Source organism: Enterobacter sp. SA197 (assembly GCF_054131575.1).
In genome coordinates this window covers 486,549-504,163 of the sequence record NZ_CP096393.1, presented here as the reverse complement: position 1 = coordinate 504,163, position 17,615 = coordinate 486,549, and the positions used below count along the sequence as shown (strand labels likewise).

The 17,615-nt window shown below is 55.2% G+C and carries 10 protein-coding genes and 1 pseudogene; 8 read left to right on the top strand and 3 right to left on the bottom strand.

The window, feature by feature from the left end:
• The first annotated feature begins 89 nt into the window (after positions 1–89).
• From yncE to bla, 3 genes are all read left to right on the top strand, one after another.
• Positions 90–1,160 (top strand): 7-bladed beta-propeller protein YncE, encoded by a 1,071-nt coding sequence (gene yncE / locus M1D91_RS02325; protein WP_437432299.1) that lies wholly within the window; start codon positions 90–92, stop codon positions 1,158–1,160.
• Positions 1,161–1,432: 272 nt separating this feature from the next.
• Positions 1,433–3,016 (top strand): methyl-accepting chemotaxis protein, encoded by a 1,584-nt coding sequence (locus M1D91_RS02320; protein WP_437432298.1) that lies wholly within the window; start codon positions 1,433–1,435, stop codon positions 3,014–3,016.
• A 151-nt stretch (positions 3,017–3,167) separates the two neighbouring features.
• Complete coding sequence (gene bla, locus M1D91_RS02315; RefSeq protein WP_437432297.1) at positions 3,168–4,022, top strand: class A beta-lactamase; 855 nt, start codon at positions 3,168–3,170, stop codon at positions 4,020–4,022.
• A 43-nt stretch (positions 4,023–4,065) separates the two neighbouring features.
• Here bla and M1D91_RS02310 read toward each other — a convergent pair whose 3' ends face one another.
• Genes M1D91_RS02310 through tamA form a run of 3 tightly spaced genes read right to left on the bottom strand, consistent with a single transcriptional unit; the run spans position 4,066 to position 9,919 of the window.
• Entirely contained in the window at positions 4,066–4,410 is a 345-nt protein-coding gene (locus tag M1D91_RS02310; protein ID WP_437432296.1) for a gamma-glutamylcyclotransferase family protein, read from the bottom strand.
• Between the two features lie 2 nt (positions 4,411–4,412).
• Positions 4,413–8,189: an autotransporter assembly complex protein TamB gene (gene tamB / locus M1D91_RS02305; RefSeq protein ID WP_437432295.1), complete on the bottom strand. Its 3,777-nt coding sequence runs from the start codon at positions 8,187–8,189 to the stop codon at positions 4,413–4,415.
• Positions 8,186–9,919, bottom strand: coding sequence for an autotransporter assembly complex protein TamA (tamA, locus tag M1D91_RS02300; RefSeq protein WP_437432294.1), 1,734 nt, complete (start codon positions 9,917–9,919; stop codon positions 8,186–8,188). The genes tamB and tamA overlap by 4 nt, the downstream gene beginning before the upstream one ends.
• Positions 9,920–10,132: 213 nt before the next feature.
• Between tamA and msrA the strand changes: the two genes are divergently transcribed.
• The 5 genes and pseudogenes from msrA to M1D91_RS02275 all read left to right on the top strand — a co-directional run.
• On the top strand, positions 10,133–10,774 hold the full coding sequence (msrA, locus tag M1D91_RS02295; protein ID WP_437432293.1) for a peptide-methionine (S)-S-oxide reductase MsrA: 642 nt from the start codon (positions 10,133–10,135) through the stop codon (positions 10,772–10,774).
• 326 nt (positions 10,775–11,100) lie between these two features.
• Positions 11,101–12,444 (top strand): polyamine export protein PaeA, encoded by a 1,344-nt coding sequence (locus tag M1D91_RS02290; RefSeq protein WP_437432292.1) that lies wholly within the window; start codon positions 11,101–11,103, stop codon positions 12,442–12,444.
• Positions 12,445–12,691: 247 nt separating this feature from the next.
• On the top strand, positions 12,692–16,837 hold the full coding sequence (locus M1D91_RS02285) for an RHS element core protein (protein ID WP_457976314.1): 4,146 nt from the start codon (positions 12,692–12,694) through the stop codon (positions 16,835–16,837).
• On the top strand, positions 16,834–17,358 hold the full coding sequence (locus M1D91_RS02280; RefSeq protein ID WP_437434362.1) for a YbbD family protein: 525 nt from the start codon (positions 16,834–16,836) through the stop codon (positions 17,356–17,358). The genes M1D91_RS02285 and M1D91_RS02280 overlap by 4 nt, the downstream gene beginning before the upstream one ends.
• A pseudogene (locus M1D91_RS02275) lies at positions 17,352–17,607 on the top strand (helix-turn-helix domain-containing protein); the annotation flags it as partial. The gene M1D91_RS02280 and the pseudogene M1D91_RS02275, both read left to right, overlap by 7 nt.
• Between the last annotated feature and the right edge of the window lie 8 nt (positions 17,608–17,615).

Here is a 17,615-nt window from a genome sequence, read left to right as displayed (position 1 = left end):
CAGGGCTTTTTTGTACCTGTTACGAACATTGCAAACGTTACTGACAATAATTATCATTTGCGTTCCATAAATAACATTAAGATACGCCAATGACCTTATCTCGTTTACCTGCCCTGAAAGCGGCCTCTGCGATTACTCTCTCTCTGACTCTGCTTGTGACATCGTTTTCTGCCAGCGCAGCAACACGTCCGCAAAGCGACTTTCTGACCGCGTCCCCCGGTCCGGGAATTTATGAGCTGGCATATGACGCGAGCCAGAACACACTGTTCGCTGCCTCTGCCCCCTCTTTCGATAAAGACAAAACGCATGGTCTCGTTTACCGCCTCGATCCGCAGACCCTGAATACCACCGGCACGCTGAACACCAGCCGCCGCGCGTTCGCCACCGCGCTGGATGAAGCAAACCACAGGTTATACCTCGGTAACACGCTGGAAGGCTCCGTGACCCTGCTGGATACCCGTAGCGGTAAGGAACTGAAAACCCTGCAGCTGAGCGATACCTCAAACCCGGAAGCGATTATTCATACCCGCGAAATGGCGCTGGATAACGTCCACCACCGTTTATATGTTTCCGGCGTAGCAAAAGAGGGAGTGGTCTGGGTTATTGACACCCAAACAAATACGCTATTGACCACCATAAAAGCGATGGGTAAATGGCCAACAGGCCTTGCCGTGAATAGCGAAAAAGGTCTGGTATATGTCATTAACGGCAGTGGCGAGTTGGTTACTATCGATGGGAAAGATAATTCAATCGTCAGCCGCCATGTGATTGAAGGCAATAAAAAACACTTCTTCCTGAATATCGCACTCGACAGCAAAAACGATCGCGCTTTTATTACTGACCCGGATCTGCCCAATATTCTGGTCGTCGATACCCGTAACGGTAAAATTATCCACAGTATTAATAACGTTAACTCTCTGGCGGTGCTTTACAACGCCAAACGCGATGAAATTTATATTACCCATCGCAATGCAAAACTCATCAGCATTATTGACGGCACCTCCTATCGCCTTAAAACCTATATTGCTACCGAATTACTGCCCAACAGCCTGGCGCTGGCGGCTAACGGTAGCGAACTGTTTGTCAGCCTGAAGCAGGGCGAAAAAGAGATGAGCAAATCAGCAGACGCAGTGCTGAAAATCGATCTGGAAAAAATCTGACCGGGATGAGAGTGACGCCGCGCCCTGTTATCCGGTGCGGCGTCATCACGGGCGCTTTTCCTGTAACAGACGGCGGACGGGTCGGTTTTTTGACCCTGTTTCGCCCGTTTATTGCGCTGTCATAAAAGTGCCATAAAATTCTTTTTCCATGCTAATGAATGGCATAAGCCAGACTGAGGCTATCACCCTGTTTTTCCTGCCATAAAGTCCTCTCCCCGTTGGTCGATACCCCCTGTTTGTGATCAATGTCTCGTGAACTCAACGGAAGCGGTATGAAACTCAATCAATTCACCATCGGACAACGTCTTGGCCTGATGGCTACGCTATTACTCCTGGCAACGCTGTTTATCGGGTTACGTGGGCTTGCTATCAACAGCGCCGGTTTCGACCAGAACCAAAAAATGATGAACACCGAAAAAGTGCTGGCCGACAGTATCGACACCGCCCGTAACGCCCAGGTACAGTTCAAAATTCAGGTGCAGGAGTGGAAAAACACCTTACTGCGCGGCACACAAGGCCAGGAAACGTTTGATAAATATAAAAACGCGTTTATTGCGCAGAGTCAGACAACCCAGCAGTTACTGCAAAAACTCAGTGGTCTGCTGCCGCAGTTGGGCATGGATAATAAGCAGGTAGAGAAGACCCTTATTCTGCATGCCGAACTTGAGCAGCATTACCTGAGCGCCTTACAGCAGTTTGTACTGACCGACGCCACCAGCGCCTCACGGGTAGACAAACTGGTCACCGGTATCGATCGTGAGCCGACCAGGATGATCGACGAGGTGGTGGCACGCACGCTGGAACACGCCAACAACATTCACACCGAGACGGATGCCCGCAACCAGGCGCAGTTTGAGCAAACGCGCCTGATGCTACTCACTGCAATGGCCATTACGATGCTGGTCGGCGCGCTTATTACCTGGTGGCTGGTGCGCAGTATTACGCACCCGCTGGCTCAGGCGGTCGCGGTCGCCCGTACGGTGGCATCCGGTGATTTGAAAACCACCTTTACGGTTTCCGGTCGCGATGAAACCGCAGAACTGATGCAGGCGCTTAAAGAGATGAACGGCAACCTGACCCGCATTGTGCACGGCGTGCGTCATAGTACCGAATCCATCGCTTCCGCCTCGGCAGAGATTGCCACGGGCAGCCGTGAACTCTCCTCGCGTAATGAAGCGCAGGCCAGCGCGCTTGAACAAACCGCGGCCTCAATGGAAGAGCTGACGTCGGTTGTGAAAAGCAACGCGGAGAACTCCCGCTTCGCCAGCACCATTGCACGTGATGCCTTTACTATCGCCGGTCAGGGTGGCGAGGCCGTGGAACGTGTGGTGCAGACCATGAGCGACATTCACCAGCTCTCCAGTGAAATTAACAGCATCATTGGCGTGATTGACAGCATCGCCTTCCAGACCAATATTCTGGCGCTGAATGCCGCAGTGGAAGCCGCGCGCGCCGGGGCGGAAGGCCGGGGTTTCGCGGTGGTGGCGGCAGAAGTACGTGCGCTGGCACAACGATCTTCTTCAGCCGCGCGCGATATCCGTCACCTCATCGACAATTCCGTTGGCCGTATCGCCGAAGGGAACACGCAGGTGCAGAATGCGGGTTCCGCCATGAATGAAATACTGCGCAGCGTGCAACAGGTCAGTGAACTGGTGGAAACCATTTCAGCGGCCAGCAAAGAGCAAAGTACCGGTATCGATCAGGTGAACGTCGCGGTCACCCATATGGATACCGCTACCCAGCAGAACGCCACCCTTTCGCAGGCGTCCTCAGCCGCGGCTCATGAAATGCAGCGCCAGGCAGAGGAGCTGTTAGAGGCTGTCAGCCTCTTTAAACTGCATCAGAGCGCCGCTTAATCCCGAACGCCATCCGGCTTCATTGCCGGATGGCACAGTACCTCTCCCGACTGATTTTACCCACTTCACGTCCAGGCAACCGCGCACTGAAAATCATCTGCGCCTACAATGCATCTCTGTCATAAACCCGATCCCAAGGAAGAGTATTGCTATGCTACGGTTTCGCCTGCCCCTCATCCCCTTGTTGAGTACCTTTTGCCTGCCCGCGTGGGCTCACCCGGAAACACTGAATAAAGTTAAAGAAGTCGAACAGCAGCTTCATGCCCGCGTGGGCTATGCCGAAGTCTCTCTGGCTGATGGCAAGATTCTGGAGAGCTATCGTTCTCAGGAACGTTTTCCGATGATGAGCACCTTTAAAGCGCTGCTATGCGGTGCAGTATTATCTCGAGTTGACGCCGGTAAGGAGCAACTGACACGCCGCGTTCATTACCGTCAGCAGGATTTGATTGAGTACTCACCGGTGACGGAAAAGCACCTTACCGACGGTATGACGGTGGCTGAACTCTGCGATGCCGCCATCACCATGAGTGATAACACGTCGGCTAACCTGTTGCTGACGACAGTTGGCGGCCCACTGGAATTAACCGCGTTTTTACGCAAGATGGGCGATGAGGCCACGCGTCTTGACAGATGGGAGCCTGACTTAAATGCCGCCCTGCCAGGAGATGAGCGAGATACCACCACACCAGAAAGCATGGCACGGACGCTGCGTCAGCTTCTCATCGGCAAGGTACTGACGCCAACGTCACGCCAGCAGCTACTGGACTGGATGGAGGCAGATAACGTCGGCGGGCCTTTGCTGCGTTCTGTTACGCCTGCAGGGTGGTTTATTGCTGATAAAACAGGAGCGGGCGAGCGGGGTTCCCGCGGCATCGTTGCGGCGCTGGGGCCAGATGGCAAGCCGGCACGCATTGTGGTGATTTACCTGACCGGAACACAGGCCACGATGGATGAACGAAACAAGAAAATTGCGGAAATCGGCGCGTCGCTGATTGAACACTGGTAGCGGGGTAAAAAACAACGCCACCCGAAGGTGGCGTTGTTTCGTTTTAAGCCTGGTCTCTGTCCAACCAGTTGCCTGTCACGATGTGCTGTCGCCCATCAACAGGACGCTGATACACATACATCCAGGCGCTGCCATAGGGCGTCTGGATGAGCTGGCGTTTGTATTCGCCACCTGCGGTACGCAATGCGTCCAGCTCGCTCAGGGTCGCCGCGTCAATGCGGTACACTTCACCCTGCACACATCCATCACCCGGCACAGCACCAGGGTAGTGCCCCAGACTGTAGAGTTGATAATGTTCAACGTTGTGATCGCCAAGCCACTGGGCATTTGTCATCCAATGACTATTGCCCTGCTTGCGTCGTAAACTGCCGTAGACAAATATTCGCATTGCTAGAACTCAAACTGATAGAGCAAATCAAGTGCCTGATCTATGCCAGACACCGCTTCCAGGTACAACTTAGGCATCAGGCGATAACGTAACGTAAGAGTCGCCAGTGAGTCAAAAATTCCCACGCCATATTTTACCTGCAGACCCGGCAATACATAACCACTGACCACCACCTGAGAGGAGTCACCCACCCCTTCGGTATCGAGCGCCAGATTACTGACGCCAAAGGTCTCGCCGATTTTACCCACAACCTGGCCACTTTGTGCAACCCCCAGACCGACCAGAGCAGAAGTCATCGCTTCACTATCGCTTTGACCACTCTCCAGACCCTGCCCGCGTAGCAGGTAGGATAACGCTTCCTGCTGCGACATTGCCGGGTCAGAGAAGATTTCTGCTTTCGGTTCATCAGCCATACCGGTGACGCGTACCCCGGCCGTCACGTCGTTTTCAGTCGCCTCCGGGTTACGGATCGCCTCAATGTTAAGTAATGGCTGGTCAGGTGGACCGGAGAACAATAACTCACCTTTACGCACAAGCAAATCCTGACCGTACGCATGATAACGCCCTTCCGGAATATTGATCTGTCCGTTAAGACCAAGCCCTTGTTTATCCTGAACAACTTTTAAATCACCCGTTAAGCGTGCTTTCAGGCCAAAAGCGCTCATACGCACGTTATTGCCCACATGCACCGTCAGATTGCTGTTAATCGGAATGGCGGCGGTTTTGGCTTCTTCCGGTTTCAGGTCTGAATTGAGCATCACTTCGTCGCTGGAGGTGCCAACCGCACTCTCGGGAACTTCATGCACGACGATGCGCGCCCAGGGCACATCCACATTGCCATCCAGGGTGAACAGACTCGGCGTCGCTTCAAACACCAGGTCCGGCGACACGTCGAGGCGCACCATGGGCGGCACGGTGATCCGGACGTTACTGCCTTTCGCCGCAACACGGGCGCGCCAGTTATCTATCTGACTCCAGTCCGCATCACCGCTCAGGCTAATCTGCCCGCGCTGCGTGCGCACCACCCCCTGTAGCGTGGATGTGGTGCCATTAAAGTTCATCGCCAGCTGGCTTGGCTGCATGTCGAACGGCATAAAGTTGCCTTCCACATCCACACCGTTAAGTTGCATCTGCCCGAACAATTGCGGGCTTTGCAGGTTGCCGCCAAGCCGCAGACTGGCATTCAGCGTGCCTGCCGCTTTCTCGCCACGGGTAAAGATAGCGTTCGCCATCGCCAGTGAGAAATTACGGATGTTCACATTACCACCGAGGTTGCGCCGCCCCTGTGGGTCGGTCACCTGGATCTGACCGTCAAACTGCCCGTTGTTGGTCAGGCGCATCATCCAGCCCACATCCGCGCGGTTATTACGCAACTGCGCATTGAGGTTGAGCGTCTCGAAGGCCACCGGCAGTGGCGAGCCATTAATAAGCTGCGTCACACGAACATTTCGTCCGTTCAGCGTCACTTCACCCTGCGGCAACCCCGCTTTGGTGGTGTCCCAGCTCACGTCGGCTTTTCCGCTGAAGGTGCCGCTGGCCTGCGTCGCCTCCGGCATAAAGGGTTTAAGCATGGCCAGATCGAAGCGGTTGAGATTGACCACGGCCCGCCCTTCTGCGCCAGCATCAATGGTTTGTGGTACGCACAGCTCCGCATTTGGGTTGCTCCAGCAGTGCGGCCCGATGCTGATTTTCTGCTCCTGATTGCGGTAATCCAGCGCAACGGAACGATTGAGCACCAGCGGTCCAACGGGGGTGGTGAAGCGGGTATCGCTGAGCGTGCCTTTCCAGCGCTGCTCGTTGCGATCAAAGCTCCCCGCCAGCTTCAGTTGCCCGGCAACCGGCTTGCCCTGTACGCGCAGTTCAAGCTCGTGCTGTTTTTCACTGCCTTTTGCAGCCAGCGTTACCAGGCTGAGATTGACGTTGGGCTGAGAAATCCGCTCCACACGCACGTTCATCGTCCCGGCTATCTGGTCGCTGGATTTGATATCCCCTTTCACCAGCACTCTGGCGATGCGTAGTTCCTGCCAGCGCAAATTATTGGCGGTAATGTCAGCCAGCACCTGCGGTGCTTCTACCGTGCCGCGAATATTAACCAGCCCTTTCGCGGTGCCACCGAGGCCCGGCAGGGCGTTATCCAGCCCCGGCGCATCAATGGTGGCATCCAGATTAAGATCTTTTACCCCCAGCTCGCCTTTCACGTCTGCTTTATTACGCCCCAGCTCCAGATGCAGGCCGGGAATAACCCACTGCATATAGCTGTTGCCTTTAAGATGACCGTCGACGCTCACTTTATTCTGTTTTACGTTCCCGGCGAGCTTCAGCTCAGGAATATCGACCTGCCAGGTACCGCCGTACAGACTGCCACGCATTTTCGCCAGCCCGCTTAGCTTCGCCGGCCACTCCGGGAAGGTTTTGGCGGTGTTAATGCCGTCCAGCGTTAACTCACCCCGCCAGCTGATGGCCTGCTGCCAGTCAAGTAGCGCCTTGAGCTCGGTTTTTCCCTCCAGCGCCGCCACGCTCAGCTTGTCGATATTGATCTGCTGCTCGTTCCCTTTACCGTCCAGGGTAATGGTGGCAGGGGGTAAATCCGCGCCTTTCACCGCCGTACGGAACGACAGCCTGTAGTCGGTCATTTTCCCGCTCAGCTTGAGCTTGAGGTCATCGGCCTGATACTGCTTTTCACCGGTAAACGGCCAGTAAAGCTGTTCGCTGGTGATATCGAGATTGAGCGGCAGCCCGGCTTCAGCCAGCTGCGTCTGCCCACGCAGAACAATATCGACCGGGCCGGACAGGTTAACGCCAAACTCCAGCTGCTTGCGTACTTCGCCGCCGACTTTCAGCTTCACCTTCTCACCTTTAATCGGGTCGACATTGAGGGTGGAATTGAGCGTGATATCTACCGGCCAGTTATCACGTAGCGTCGCGGTGCCGGTCGCATTCACGGTGCCCTGGTTTGAATCAACATCCAGCGCATCCAGTTTCATATTACCGTCGATGCTACTGACTTTAAGCAGCATAGTGCTGACGATAATGTCCGTGTCGCCGGTCAGGCGCAGTTGTTCCCCACGGAACTCTTCGATATTCAGGTTGAGCGGCAGGTGAACGTCCGTCATCTCCGGCAGGACCGGTTTCGAAAACAGTTGTTTTAGCGACTCACCGAGCGGTAACTCGTCAGGTCTGGGCTGTTGAATCTTTGGATCAACCACCTCCTCCTGCGCCACCTCCGCCACCTTAGGTAGTGCTATCAATAACCCACGCAGCGACGTGGGTTTCAGGGTCAGGTTTTTATCCTGCCAGTTCAGGGCGGAGGAGAAATCCATCACCGACACGGTGGTGTCATCAATTTTGATGTTGACGTTGTTGAGCGCCACATGACTAAGGGTAATAGGGTACGGGGTGGAAAGATTGAGCGGCCCGCTCTCCTCTTCTTCGACTTTAGCGGCGGGCGGCATCTTTTTGGTATCAACGACGACATTGATGTCTTTGAGCGAAATATCGTTCACACACAGGCTGGTGTCACGCAGGCAACCGAGCTTTACACCGAGATGAAGCTCTCCGGCATTCACTGCCACGCCGGGACTGTCGTAACGCACGTTTTTCAGCGTCAGATCACGCCAGCCACCGGTCACCTGATCGATATGCAGCCCCGGCACCCAGCGATTCGCCGCATTAAATAACAGATGCAGGCCGCTGGTGGTCCCCACCAGAAAGGCTATCGTCCCCAGAACCAGCAGAATAAACACCAGTACGCCGAGGCTTATCTTCTTCCATAAACTCATAATTCAGGCCCCAGACCGATGTAAAACTGTAAACCGTGCTCATCTTTGTCGCCCACCGGAACGGCGAGATCGAGCTTGATCGGGCCGACCGGCGACTGCCAGCGCACGCCGACACCGGTACCGGTTTTAAAATCGCTGCGACGAATGTCACTGACCGCCTCGCCGCTGTCGACGAAGACCGCTCCCCACCATTTTCCGGTGACGTTGTACTGGTACTCCAGCGAGCCGGTCGCCATTTTGGAGGCACCGATCAGTTTGCCATCGTCATTTTCCGGGGCGATCGATTTGTACTTATAGCCACGAATACTGCGATCGCCACCGGCGAAGAAGCGCAGATCCGGTGGAACGCGATCAAAGTCATCAGTTTCGATCCAGCCCACGTTGCCACGGGCGACGAAACGGTGACGATCGTAGAGGGTGCGGATCCAGACGTTCTGCGCCTGCATCACCACAAACTCAACGTCCGAGCCCCAGGCGGTGCTCGAATAATCTACCGAGTAACGCTGCGAGTCGCCCCAGGTCGGCATCAACCCACCGCGTGAACGGGTACGGCTTATCATCACCCCAGGGTAGAGCAGCATGGTGGTGTTGGTGACATTGGCCTGAGTAAAGTGGTCAAGGCTCCAGCGCAGGTTAATGGCGCGCTGCCAGCCACTGGAGAGATCCCAGTAGCGGGAGACCGCAAGGGTCGTGGAGTCGGCTTCCGTATCGTTAAGATCGGTGCGCTTAAAGCCGCCCTGCACAAGGTAATACTGCTCAAGCGGATTTTTCAAAAGCGGCATTTTATAGCTGAAATCAAGCTGCTGTTCGGGTGCCGAGACGCTGGCGGTGGTCGAGAAACTGTGTCCGTAAGAGTTTACCCAGGGCTTACGCCAGGTCGCTTTAACACGTGGCCCCACGTCGGTGGAGTAGCCCACGCCGGTCTCAATAGTATTTTCTATGCGCGGTGAGACCACACCCTTTAGCGGCAGCACTTTTGTTTTACGCGATTTGTCGAATTCGGGAGCCACGATGACGGAATTAAACCAGCCGGTAGCCGACAGCCGGCGGTTCAGCTCTGCCAAATCTTTCGTCTGGTAATAATCGCCTTTTTCAAAAGGCACGAGGTTTTGCAGATACTCTTCGCGGATTTGCGACCCTTCAAAGGTGACGTCGCCAAAGCGGTAACGCTCACCGCTGTCGTAGTCGATATCCCAGAAAGCCTGGCGTCTGTCCAGGGCGATCCCCAGCTGGCTATGATTATACTGGCTGTCAAAGTAGCCTTTGCGCAGGGCCACGCGGGTCAGAGATTTCTTGAAGCCGTCGTAGTCGCCATGATTGAGAATGGTGCCCGTTTTTGGGCGCTTGCTTAATAACGCCAGGTAATCTTCGTCGGTGCGTGCACCGCCGCGCAGAATCACGTCCGTGCCACCAATGCGCACCGGTTCACCCGCCGTCACGTGGGCAATCAGCACCTGGCGCCCTTTGGCCGGAGGGGGGCGTAGCTCAAATTGAATCGTCGGCTCGTAGTAACCGAGTGCTTTTAGTCCTTCACGAATGGCATCATCAACGCGTGCCTGGAACCGTTTATCCGGCGTGACTTCATCGCTCTGGATGGTCGATAACTGGGCGCGGACGTTTTTTTGTAATGTCCCGGTTAACCCTTCGAGCTGTAATCGCACGTTTGCCGCGACAGCGCTCTCGCATGCCAGTAATAAGCCGACAAAACATAAATAACGGATTTTTGGCACGTTTTCTCCTGAATATCCCTTGTTCCCGCCCCTGGAAGGAAACGTCAACGCCGCTCCGCGGCCTGTAAAAAATCCAAAATGTGGATTGAAAAACGGAAGACACCCCAAATATTTCTTATGTTTAAATCTAGTCTTATTTACCACGTTTATTGTGTTAAAAGAGACGCTTCGTTACAACCTTAACCGCAACTTGCGATCCTGGGAGGGCTCACCATGAGTCTGTTTGATAAAAAAAATCTTGTTACTCAATCGGATGCGCTACCCGGACGTAACACCCCGATGCCTGTCGCAGGCTTACATGCCGTGAACGAACACTCGATGACCAACGTGCCAGATGGCATGGAAACCGCCTTTTTTGCGATGGGCTGCTTCTGGGGCGTTGAGCGCCTGTTCTGGCAATTACCTGGGGTGTACAGCACTGCCGCAGGCTACATGGGCGGCTACACGCCAAATCCTACCTATCGGGAAGTCTGCACCGGGCAGACCGGCCACACCGAGGCCGTTCGCGTGGTCTATGATCCTGCCGTGATCAGCTATGATCAGCTCCTGCAGACATTCTGGGAAAATCACGATCCGGCGCAGGGTATGCGTCAGGGTAACGATCAGGGCACCCAGTACCGCTCGGCCATTTTTCCGCTGACCCCGGAACAAGATGCAGCGGCACGTGCGAGCCTTGAGCGTTTCCAGCAGGCAATGCATGCGGCCAATGACGAACGCACCATCACTACAGAAATCACCACCGCGCCGCCGTTCTATTATGCGGAAGATGATCATCAGCAGTATCTGCACAAAAATCCGTATGGCTACTGCGGTATTGGCGGCATTGGCGTCTGCCTGCCGCCGCAGCTGGCATAACCCCTGATTTTCCATCAGCGATAACCGGCTTGCCTGTTGGGCCGGTTCCTCTTTTCCATACCCCCGTGTCTTCGATATACCCTTTGGTTATGCAGAGACGGTGACGTTTCCATCCATTTCTGGCGCAAATGAGGCCAGATTGACGAAAGAACCGCCTGCCGGGTTACGTAACAAACTGCTTACACTGCTGGCGAGCGGTTATCCGCTTACGCTATACTAGCCAACGAAATTGCCGGCCCACCGCTTCGGACCGGCTTTTAATGTGCTATGCCACATGGATTATTCAATTTCCCCTTCCGAGGATCCGGTCACCGACTGGATAAATTATGTTAAACAGCATCTTAGTCATACTCTGTCTGATCGTTGTAAGTGCATTCTTCTCGTTGTCTGAGATATCACTTGCCGCATCCAGAAAAATCAAACTGAAACTGCTTGCCGATGATGGCAACATCAATGCGCAGCGCATTTTAAAAATGCAGGAAAACCCCGGCACCTTCTTTACCGTGGTGCAGATTGGCCTCAACGCCGTCGCCATTCTCGGCGGTATCGTCGGAGACGCCGCCTTCTCCCCCGCCTTTTACAGCATGCTCATCAGCGTGGTCTCACCTGAACTGGCAGAGCGCCTGAGCTTTATTATCTCATTCACGTTAGTAACGGGTTTGTTCATCCTGTTCGCCGACCTGACCCCGAAACGCATCGGTATGATCGCGCCTGAAGTTGTGGCTTTGCGCATTATCAACCCGATGCGCTTCTGCCTGTTTATCTTCCGCCCGCTGGTGTGGTTCTTTAACGGCATGGCCAACAACATCTTCCGCCTGTTTAAACTACCGATGGAGCGCAAAGACGATATTACCTCTGATGACGTTTATGCCGTTTTCGAAGCCGGTGCCCTGGCCGGGGTGCTGCGTAAGCAGGAGCATGAGCTGATTGAGAACGTCTTTGAACTGGAGTCACGTACTGTTCCCTCCTCCATGACGTCGCGTGAGAACATCATCTGGTTCGATCTCCATGAAGATGAGCAGAGTCTGAAGAATAAAGTAGCCCGGCACCCGCACTCGAAGTTCCTGGTCTGCAATGGCGACATTGACCATATCGTTGGCTACGTCGACTCCAAAGATCTGCTGAACCGTGTGCTGGGCAACCAGAGTCTGGCACTGAACAGCGGCGTGCAGATCCGCAATACCCTGATTGTGCCCGATACGCTGACCCTCTCCGAAGCGCTGGAAAGCTTCAAAACCGCCGGGGAAGACTTTGCGGTAATCATGAATGAATACGCGCTGGTGGTGGGCATTATCACCCTGAACGACGTGATGACCACGCTGATGGGCGATCTGGTGGGCCAGGGGCTGGAAGAGCAAATCGTGGCGCGTGATGAAAACTCATGGCTGGTGGACGGCGGTACGCCCATTGACGACGTGATGCGCGTGCTGGACATCGACGAGTTCCCGCAGTCCGGTAATTACGAAACCATCGGCGGCTTTATGATGTTTATGCTGCGCAAGATCCCGAAACGCACCGACGCGGTGAAATTCTCTGGCTACAAGTTCGAGGTGGTGGATATTGATAACTACCGCATCGACCAGTTGCTGGTGACGCGTATCGACAGCAAAGCCACTGTGTTAACGCCAAAGCTGCCGGATGCGGAAGAAAAAATAGCGAACGACGCCTAATTTTCTCCCTACCTTAAAAACATCAACGGCTCCATTTTGGAGCCGTGCCAGTCAGTTTAGCGCGGACTGGTTTCACCTACTCTACCTGCCTGTTTCTCCCTATTGTTCTGTTCAACTCCCCTAAACGTTTTCCTAATCTGCCCGGTTGCGGATCGGGTTCTCTGTTTCCTTCCCGTTGCACAGCATAAGTATATCCCTGTTTTTACCGGCGGGCATGAGGCCTGCCGTCATACAAAAGGATGTGATGATGAGCGGCAGACCGGCGGCCCGGAAGGGCGACATGACGCAGTATGGCGGCCCCATTGTGCAGGGCTCGGCGGGCGTGATGATTGGGGCACCCACCGGGGTGGCCTGCTCGGTCTGCCCCGGGGGTATCACCTCCGGCTCCCCGGTCAACCCGCTTCCCGGTGCCAAAGTGTTGCCCGGCGAAACCGATATCGCCCTTCCCGGCCCGCTGCCTTTTCTGCTCACCCGCACCTACAGCAGTTACCGTACCCCCACTCCCGCCCCGGTCGGTCTCTTCGGCCCCGGCTGGAAAGCCCCGTCTGATATCGTCCTGCAGATACAGGACGGGGCGCTTATCCTCAATGACAACGGCGGGCGCAGCATTCACTTTGAGCATCTGCTGCCCGGCGAGACCGCCTTCAGCCGCTCTGAACTGTTCTGGCTTGCCCGGGGTGGCGTGGACCGGTTGCACGCAAGTAACCCCCTGCATACTGTGTGGCAGACCCTGCCGGAAGACCTCCGCCTCAGTCAGCATACGTACCTGGCCATCAGCAGCCTGCAGGGCCCCTGGTGGATTCTGGGGTGGGCTGAGCGCGTACCGGGCATCGATGAAGCGCTGCCACCCCCGCTGCCACCGTACCGGGTGCTGACCGGGCTGGCTGACCGTTTCGGGCATACACTGACGTATCACCGCGAGGCCGCAGGTGAGTTTACCGGGCATATCACGGCGGTAACGGACGGCGCAGGGCGTCGCTTTCGCCTGATGCTGAGTACACGACCAGAGCGTGACCGGCAGCAGGGATTACCGGCCTGTCCTGATGCGCCGGTCGCCACCCGCTATGGTCAGGACAGCGGTATCCGGCTGGACGCCGTCTGGCTGACGCATGACCCCGAATACCCCGACACCCTGCCAGCGGCACCGCTGGCGCGCTATGTGTATTCCCCGGCCGGAGAGCTGGCAGCCGTGTATGACCGGGGCGATGTGCAGGTGCGTCGCTTTGCATACGACCCGGCACACCCCGGCAGGATGGTGGCGCACGGCTATGCCGGTCGCCCTGAGACCACCTATTGCTACGATGCGTCAGGACGGGTAACGGAGCAGCATAATCCGGCAGGCTTAAGCTACCGCTATGATTATGCCCGCGACCAGGTTGCCATCACCGACAGCCTGAACCGCCGGGAGGTCCTGCACACCGAAGGCGAAGGTGGCCTGAAGCGGGTGGTGAAAAAAGAGCACGCCGACGGCAGCGTGACGCTCAGCGCATACAATCCGATGGGCTGGCTTATCGAACAGACCGATACGGCAGGCCGCAAAACGCAGTACCGGCATAATATTGCCTCCGGCAACATCACCGGCATTGTCACCCCCGATGGCAGGCTGACCGAATTTTATCACACCCCTCAGCGACAGCTCTGCGCCGTGAAGTACCCGGATGGTCTGGTCCTGCGTCTCACATACGATGCGCAGGGCCGCCTGACGGCAGAGACCTCCCGCGAGGGCAATACCACCCGCTACGGGTACGAGGACCCGCGCAGTGAATACCCGTCCCGTATTCAGGACGCTACCGGCAGCCAGAAACAGATAACCCGCAACCGCTACGGTCAGGTACTGACTTTCACCGACTGCTCGGGATACCAGACCCACTATGAATACAATCGCTTCGGGCAGGTGACAGCCATCCATCACGAGGAAGGGCTGAGCCAGGTGTTCGCGTACAACGAACGGGGCCAGATGGTCAGCCAGACGGATGCTGACGGCCATGAAACCCGCTATGCGTACAACGATGCCGGTGACCTGACCACGGTGATACTGCCGGACGGCAGGCGCAGTGAAACCGGGTATGACGCCACGGGCCGGGCCGTGTCCACCACGCAGGATGGCCTGACCCGGCAACTCGATTACGATGCCGCGGGGCGTGTCACCCGGCTCACGAATGAAAACGGCCGCCACTGTACACTGCATTACGACGTACTGGACCGGCTGACGCAGCAGACCGGTTTCGACGGCAGGACACAGTATTACCGGTACGACCTGACCGGCAGGCTGAGCCGCAGCGAAGAGGAAGACCTCATCACCCTCTGGCACTACGATGCATCCGACCGGCTGACGCACCGCAGCATGAACGGCGAGCCTGCAGAGCACTGGCACTATGACGACCGCGGCTGGCTGACTGAAATCAGCCACCTCAGCGAAGGGCACCGGGTCGCCGTGCACTATCAGTACGATGACCGTGGCCGCCTGGTCAGTGAGCGCCAGACGGTACAGGCCCCGGACACGGCGGCACTGCTCTGGCAGCACGAAACCACACACGCCCGGAATGAACAGGGACAGGTGAACCGCTTCCGGCCGGACAGCCTTCCCCCGGTGGAGTGGCTGACATACGGCTCCGGATACCTGGCAGGCATGAAGCTCGGCGACACCCCGCTCATGGAGTTCACCCGCGACCGTCTGCACCGGGAAACCCTGCGCCACTTCGGCACACCTTTATATACGTTGTCCACCGCCTGGACCCCCGGCGGGCAGCTGCAGAGCCACCACCTCAACAGCCCGCAGCAGGACCGCGACTATGGCTACGATGCAGTCGGGCAACTGGTACGCATCAGCGGCCCGCTTCAGGTCAGGGAGTATACGTACGGCTCCGGCGGCAGACTGACCGCTGTGCGTACCACCAGTGAGAACCTTGATGGGCAGCACACTTACCTCACCGACCCTGCAGGCAACCGGCTGCCTGAGCCCGGGCTGCATCCAGAGCGCGCCCTGACAGCATGGCCGGATAACCGTATCCATGAAGACGCACATTATCTGTACCATCACGACCGCCACGGCAGGCTGACAGAGAAAACGGCGCGCACGCCGGTGGATGACGGGGACAGCCATCACTACCGTTACGATAACCAGCACCGGCTGATTCATTTCATCCACACGCGGCATAACGGCCTCAGGGCTGAAGGCCGCTACCTCTACGACCCGCTGGGCCGCCGGCTGGCGAAGCAGTTCCGGCATCAGGAGCATGTGGAACCGTCACTGACCTGGTACGGCTGGGACGGCGACCGGCTGGTGACCACGCAGACGGCGCAGTCCCGCATCCAGACGATTTATGAACCCGGCAGCTTTACGCCGCTCATCCGGGTGGAAACCGCCACGGCGGAACTGGATGCCCTGCGCCATCACCGGACGCTGGCGCAGAAACTGCAACAGGATGGCAGTGAGGCCGGTTATGCCGTGGTGTTCCCGCCAGAGCTGGTGGCAATGCTGGACCGGCTTGAGGGTGAGCTGCGGGCCGGGGCCGTCAGCACGGAGAGCCATCAGTGGCTGGCCGGATGCGGCCTGACGCCGGAGCGCATGGCGGCACTGCTGGAAGCCCTGCCCGTCCCGGCGAGAAAAATTCATCTGTACCACTGCGACCACCGGGGACTGCCTCTCGCATTAGTCAACGAAGACGGCACCCTCGCCTGGCGTGGCGATTATGACGAGTGGGGAAACCTGCTGTACGAGGACAACCCGAAGAACCTCATCCAGTCACTCCGCCTGCCGGGTCAGCAGTATGATGAAGAGTCCGGGCTGCACTATAACCGCTATCGTTATTATGACCCGCGACAGGGACGGTATATCACCCAGGACCCGGTTGGGCTGAAGGGGGGGTGGAATTTATATCTGTATCCGTTGGATCCGGTTACAACTATAGATCCTTTAGGATTAAATGGTTGGACGATACTAAATGGACATTTTAGCCAGGCTGGTTATCAGTCAGCGTTGACAACCGCACAAAACAATGAACCATGGTATATGAATGCTGATGCGTATAGCATACTCAGTAAGACTCATAACGACATGAAAAGATTGAATATAATTGGAGGAGACCAGTTTTTTCATTGTAGTGCATTTTGTCTTACATCTAAATCAAGAGTTGCATCTAGTGGCTATGCAACCTTCCTCGGCAATTTAAAAGAAACAAGAGACTTCTTATTAAATGGTTTTGGATTATATGGAAAAGGAAAACTATCTCTTTATGACATGGTCTTAGACAATGCGGAAGATCTAAAAGTAAATGCGTATGGAATCACCTGTCCTGCTGAGGAGACTTGCTCAGATAGATGTAAAAAATTCATCGACCCAGAGCATAAAAAAACAATAAAACTCCTCATTGAAGAGGGATATCTTAAATGAAGCAAGGAATTATACCGCGACATTTCTTTAAAATCATTACGCTATCCTTACCATGTTGGTTTATTTTTGTTATGACCTACTACTTTATTGGAGAAATTGACGTCAATCGTTATCAATATGAGCACTACTCTTCTATTCCAGAAAATTCAGGAGTAAGGACATGGCTCCCGGATTTCTTTCCAGAAAACTCAAGGAAAATTGATGTCTACTCAAATGTCGATATAAATACATTCGGGGTGAAATTTGAACTTGATGACAAACATAACAAAATATTCTCTAGTGAACTCGTTTACTCTGCATCTTTAGCCGGAGAACTGCTTATGAAAAAAGAGGATGAATTAGTCGAACATGTTTGGTGTAAAGCAGGAATGGATTCAAATAATGCTGAAGAGCTTTATCTTCTAGGAAAATATAAAAAAAAGAATGTTTATTATTTAATAGGTGCCACGCGCTTTCGTAGTATTGGAAAAAACCGTAAGGAAAAGCTAATTGAAGCTGAGAAAAAATTCTGTTTAAAATGAATACGGTGTGCAATTATCTGAATGAGCACATCGCCGAAGAGTTAAAAATCGTAAACCTGGCGAGAAGTCCAACGCATCAACCGCGCCCGGCTGTTGATCCAGTCAACGCCGCTGCCGGTATTTAAAGTGGCTCAATCGGTGGGGTACGCCGATCCGATCTACTTCACGCGGATCTTTCGTAAACATAATGGCATCCCACCGATGGAATATAAAAAATGTTATGAAGGGATGAGTGAAGGCAGATGCTGAAAACATCA

What these genes read in the sequence shown, in the direction of transcription:
- yncE (WP_437432299.1), top strand. Translation starts at nt 90, where the DNA reads ATGACCTTATCTCGTTTACCTGCCCTGAAAGCGGCCTCTGCGATTACT.
- M1D91_RS02320 (WP_437432298.1), top strand. Translation starts at nt 1,433, where the DNA reads ATGAAACTCAATCAATTCACCATCGGACAACGTCTTGGCCTGATGGCT.
- bla (WP_437432297.1), top strand. Translation starts at nt 3,168, where the DNA reads ATGCTACGGTTTCGCCTGCCCCTCATCCCCTTGTTGAGTACCTTTTGC.
- M1D91_RS02310 (WP_437432296.1), bottom strand. Translation starts at nt 4,410, where the DNA reads ATGCGAATATTTGTCTACGGCAGTTTACGACGCAAGCAGGGCAATAGT.
- tamB (WP_437432295.1), bottom strand. Translation starts at nt 8,189, where the DNA reads ATGAGTTTATGGAAGAAGATAAGCCTCGGCGTACTGGTGTTTATTCTG.
- msrA (WP_437432293.1), top strand. Translation starts at nt 10,133, where the DNA reads ATGAGTCTGTTTGATAAAAAAAATCTTGTTACTCAATCGGATGCGCTA.
- M1D91_RS02290 (WP_437432292.1), top strand. Translation starts at nt 11,101, where the DNA reads ATGTTAAACAGCATCTTAGTCATACTCTGTCTGATCGTTGTAAGTGCA.
- M1D91_RS02285 (WP_457976314.1), top strand. Translation starts at nt 12,692, where the DNA reads ATGAGCGGCAGACCGGCGGCCCGGAAGGGCGACATGACGCAGTATGGC.
- M1D91_RS02280 (WP_437434362.1), top strand. Translation starts at nt 16,834, where the DNA reads ATGAAGCAAGGAATTATACCGCGACATTTCTTTAAAATCATTACGCTA.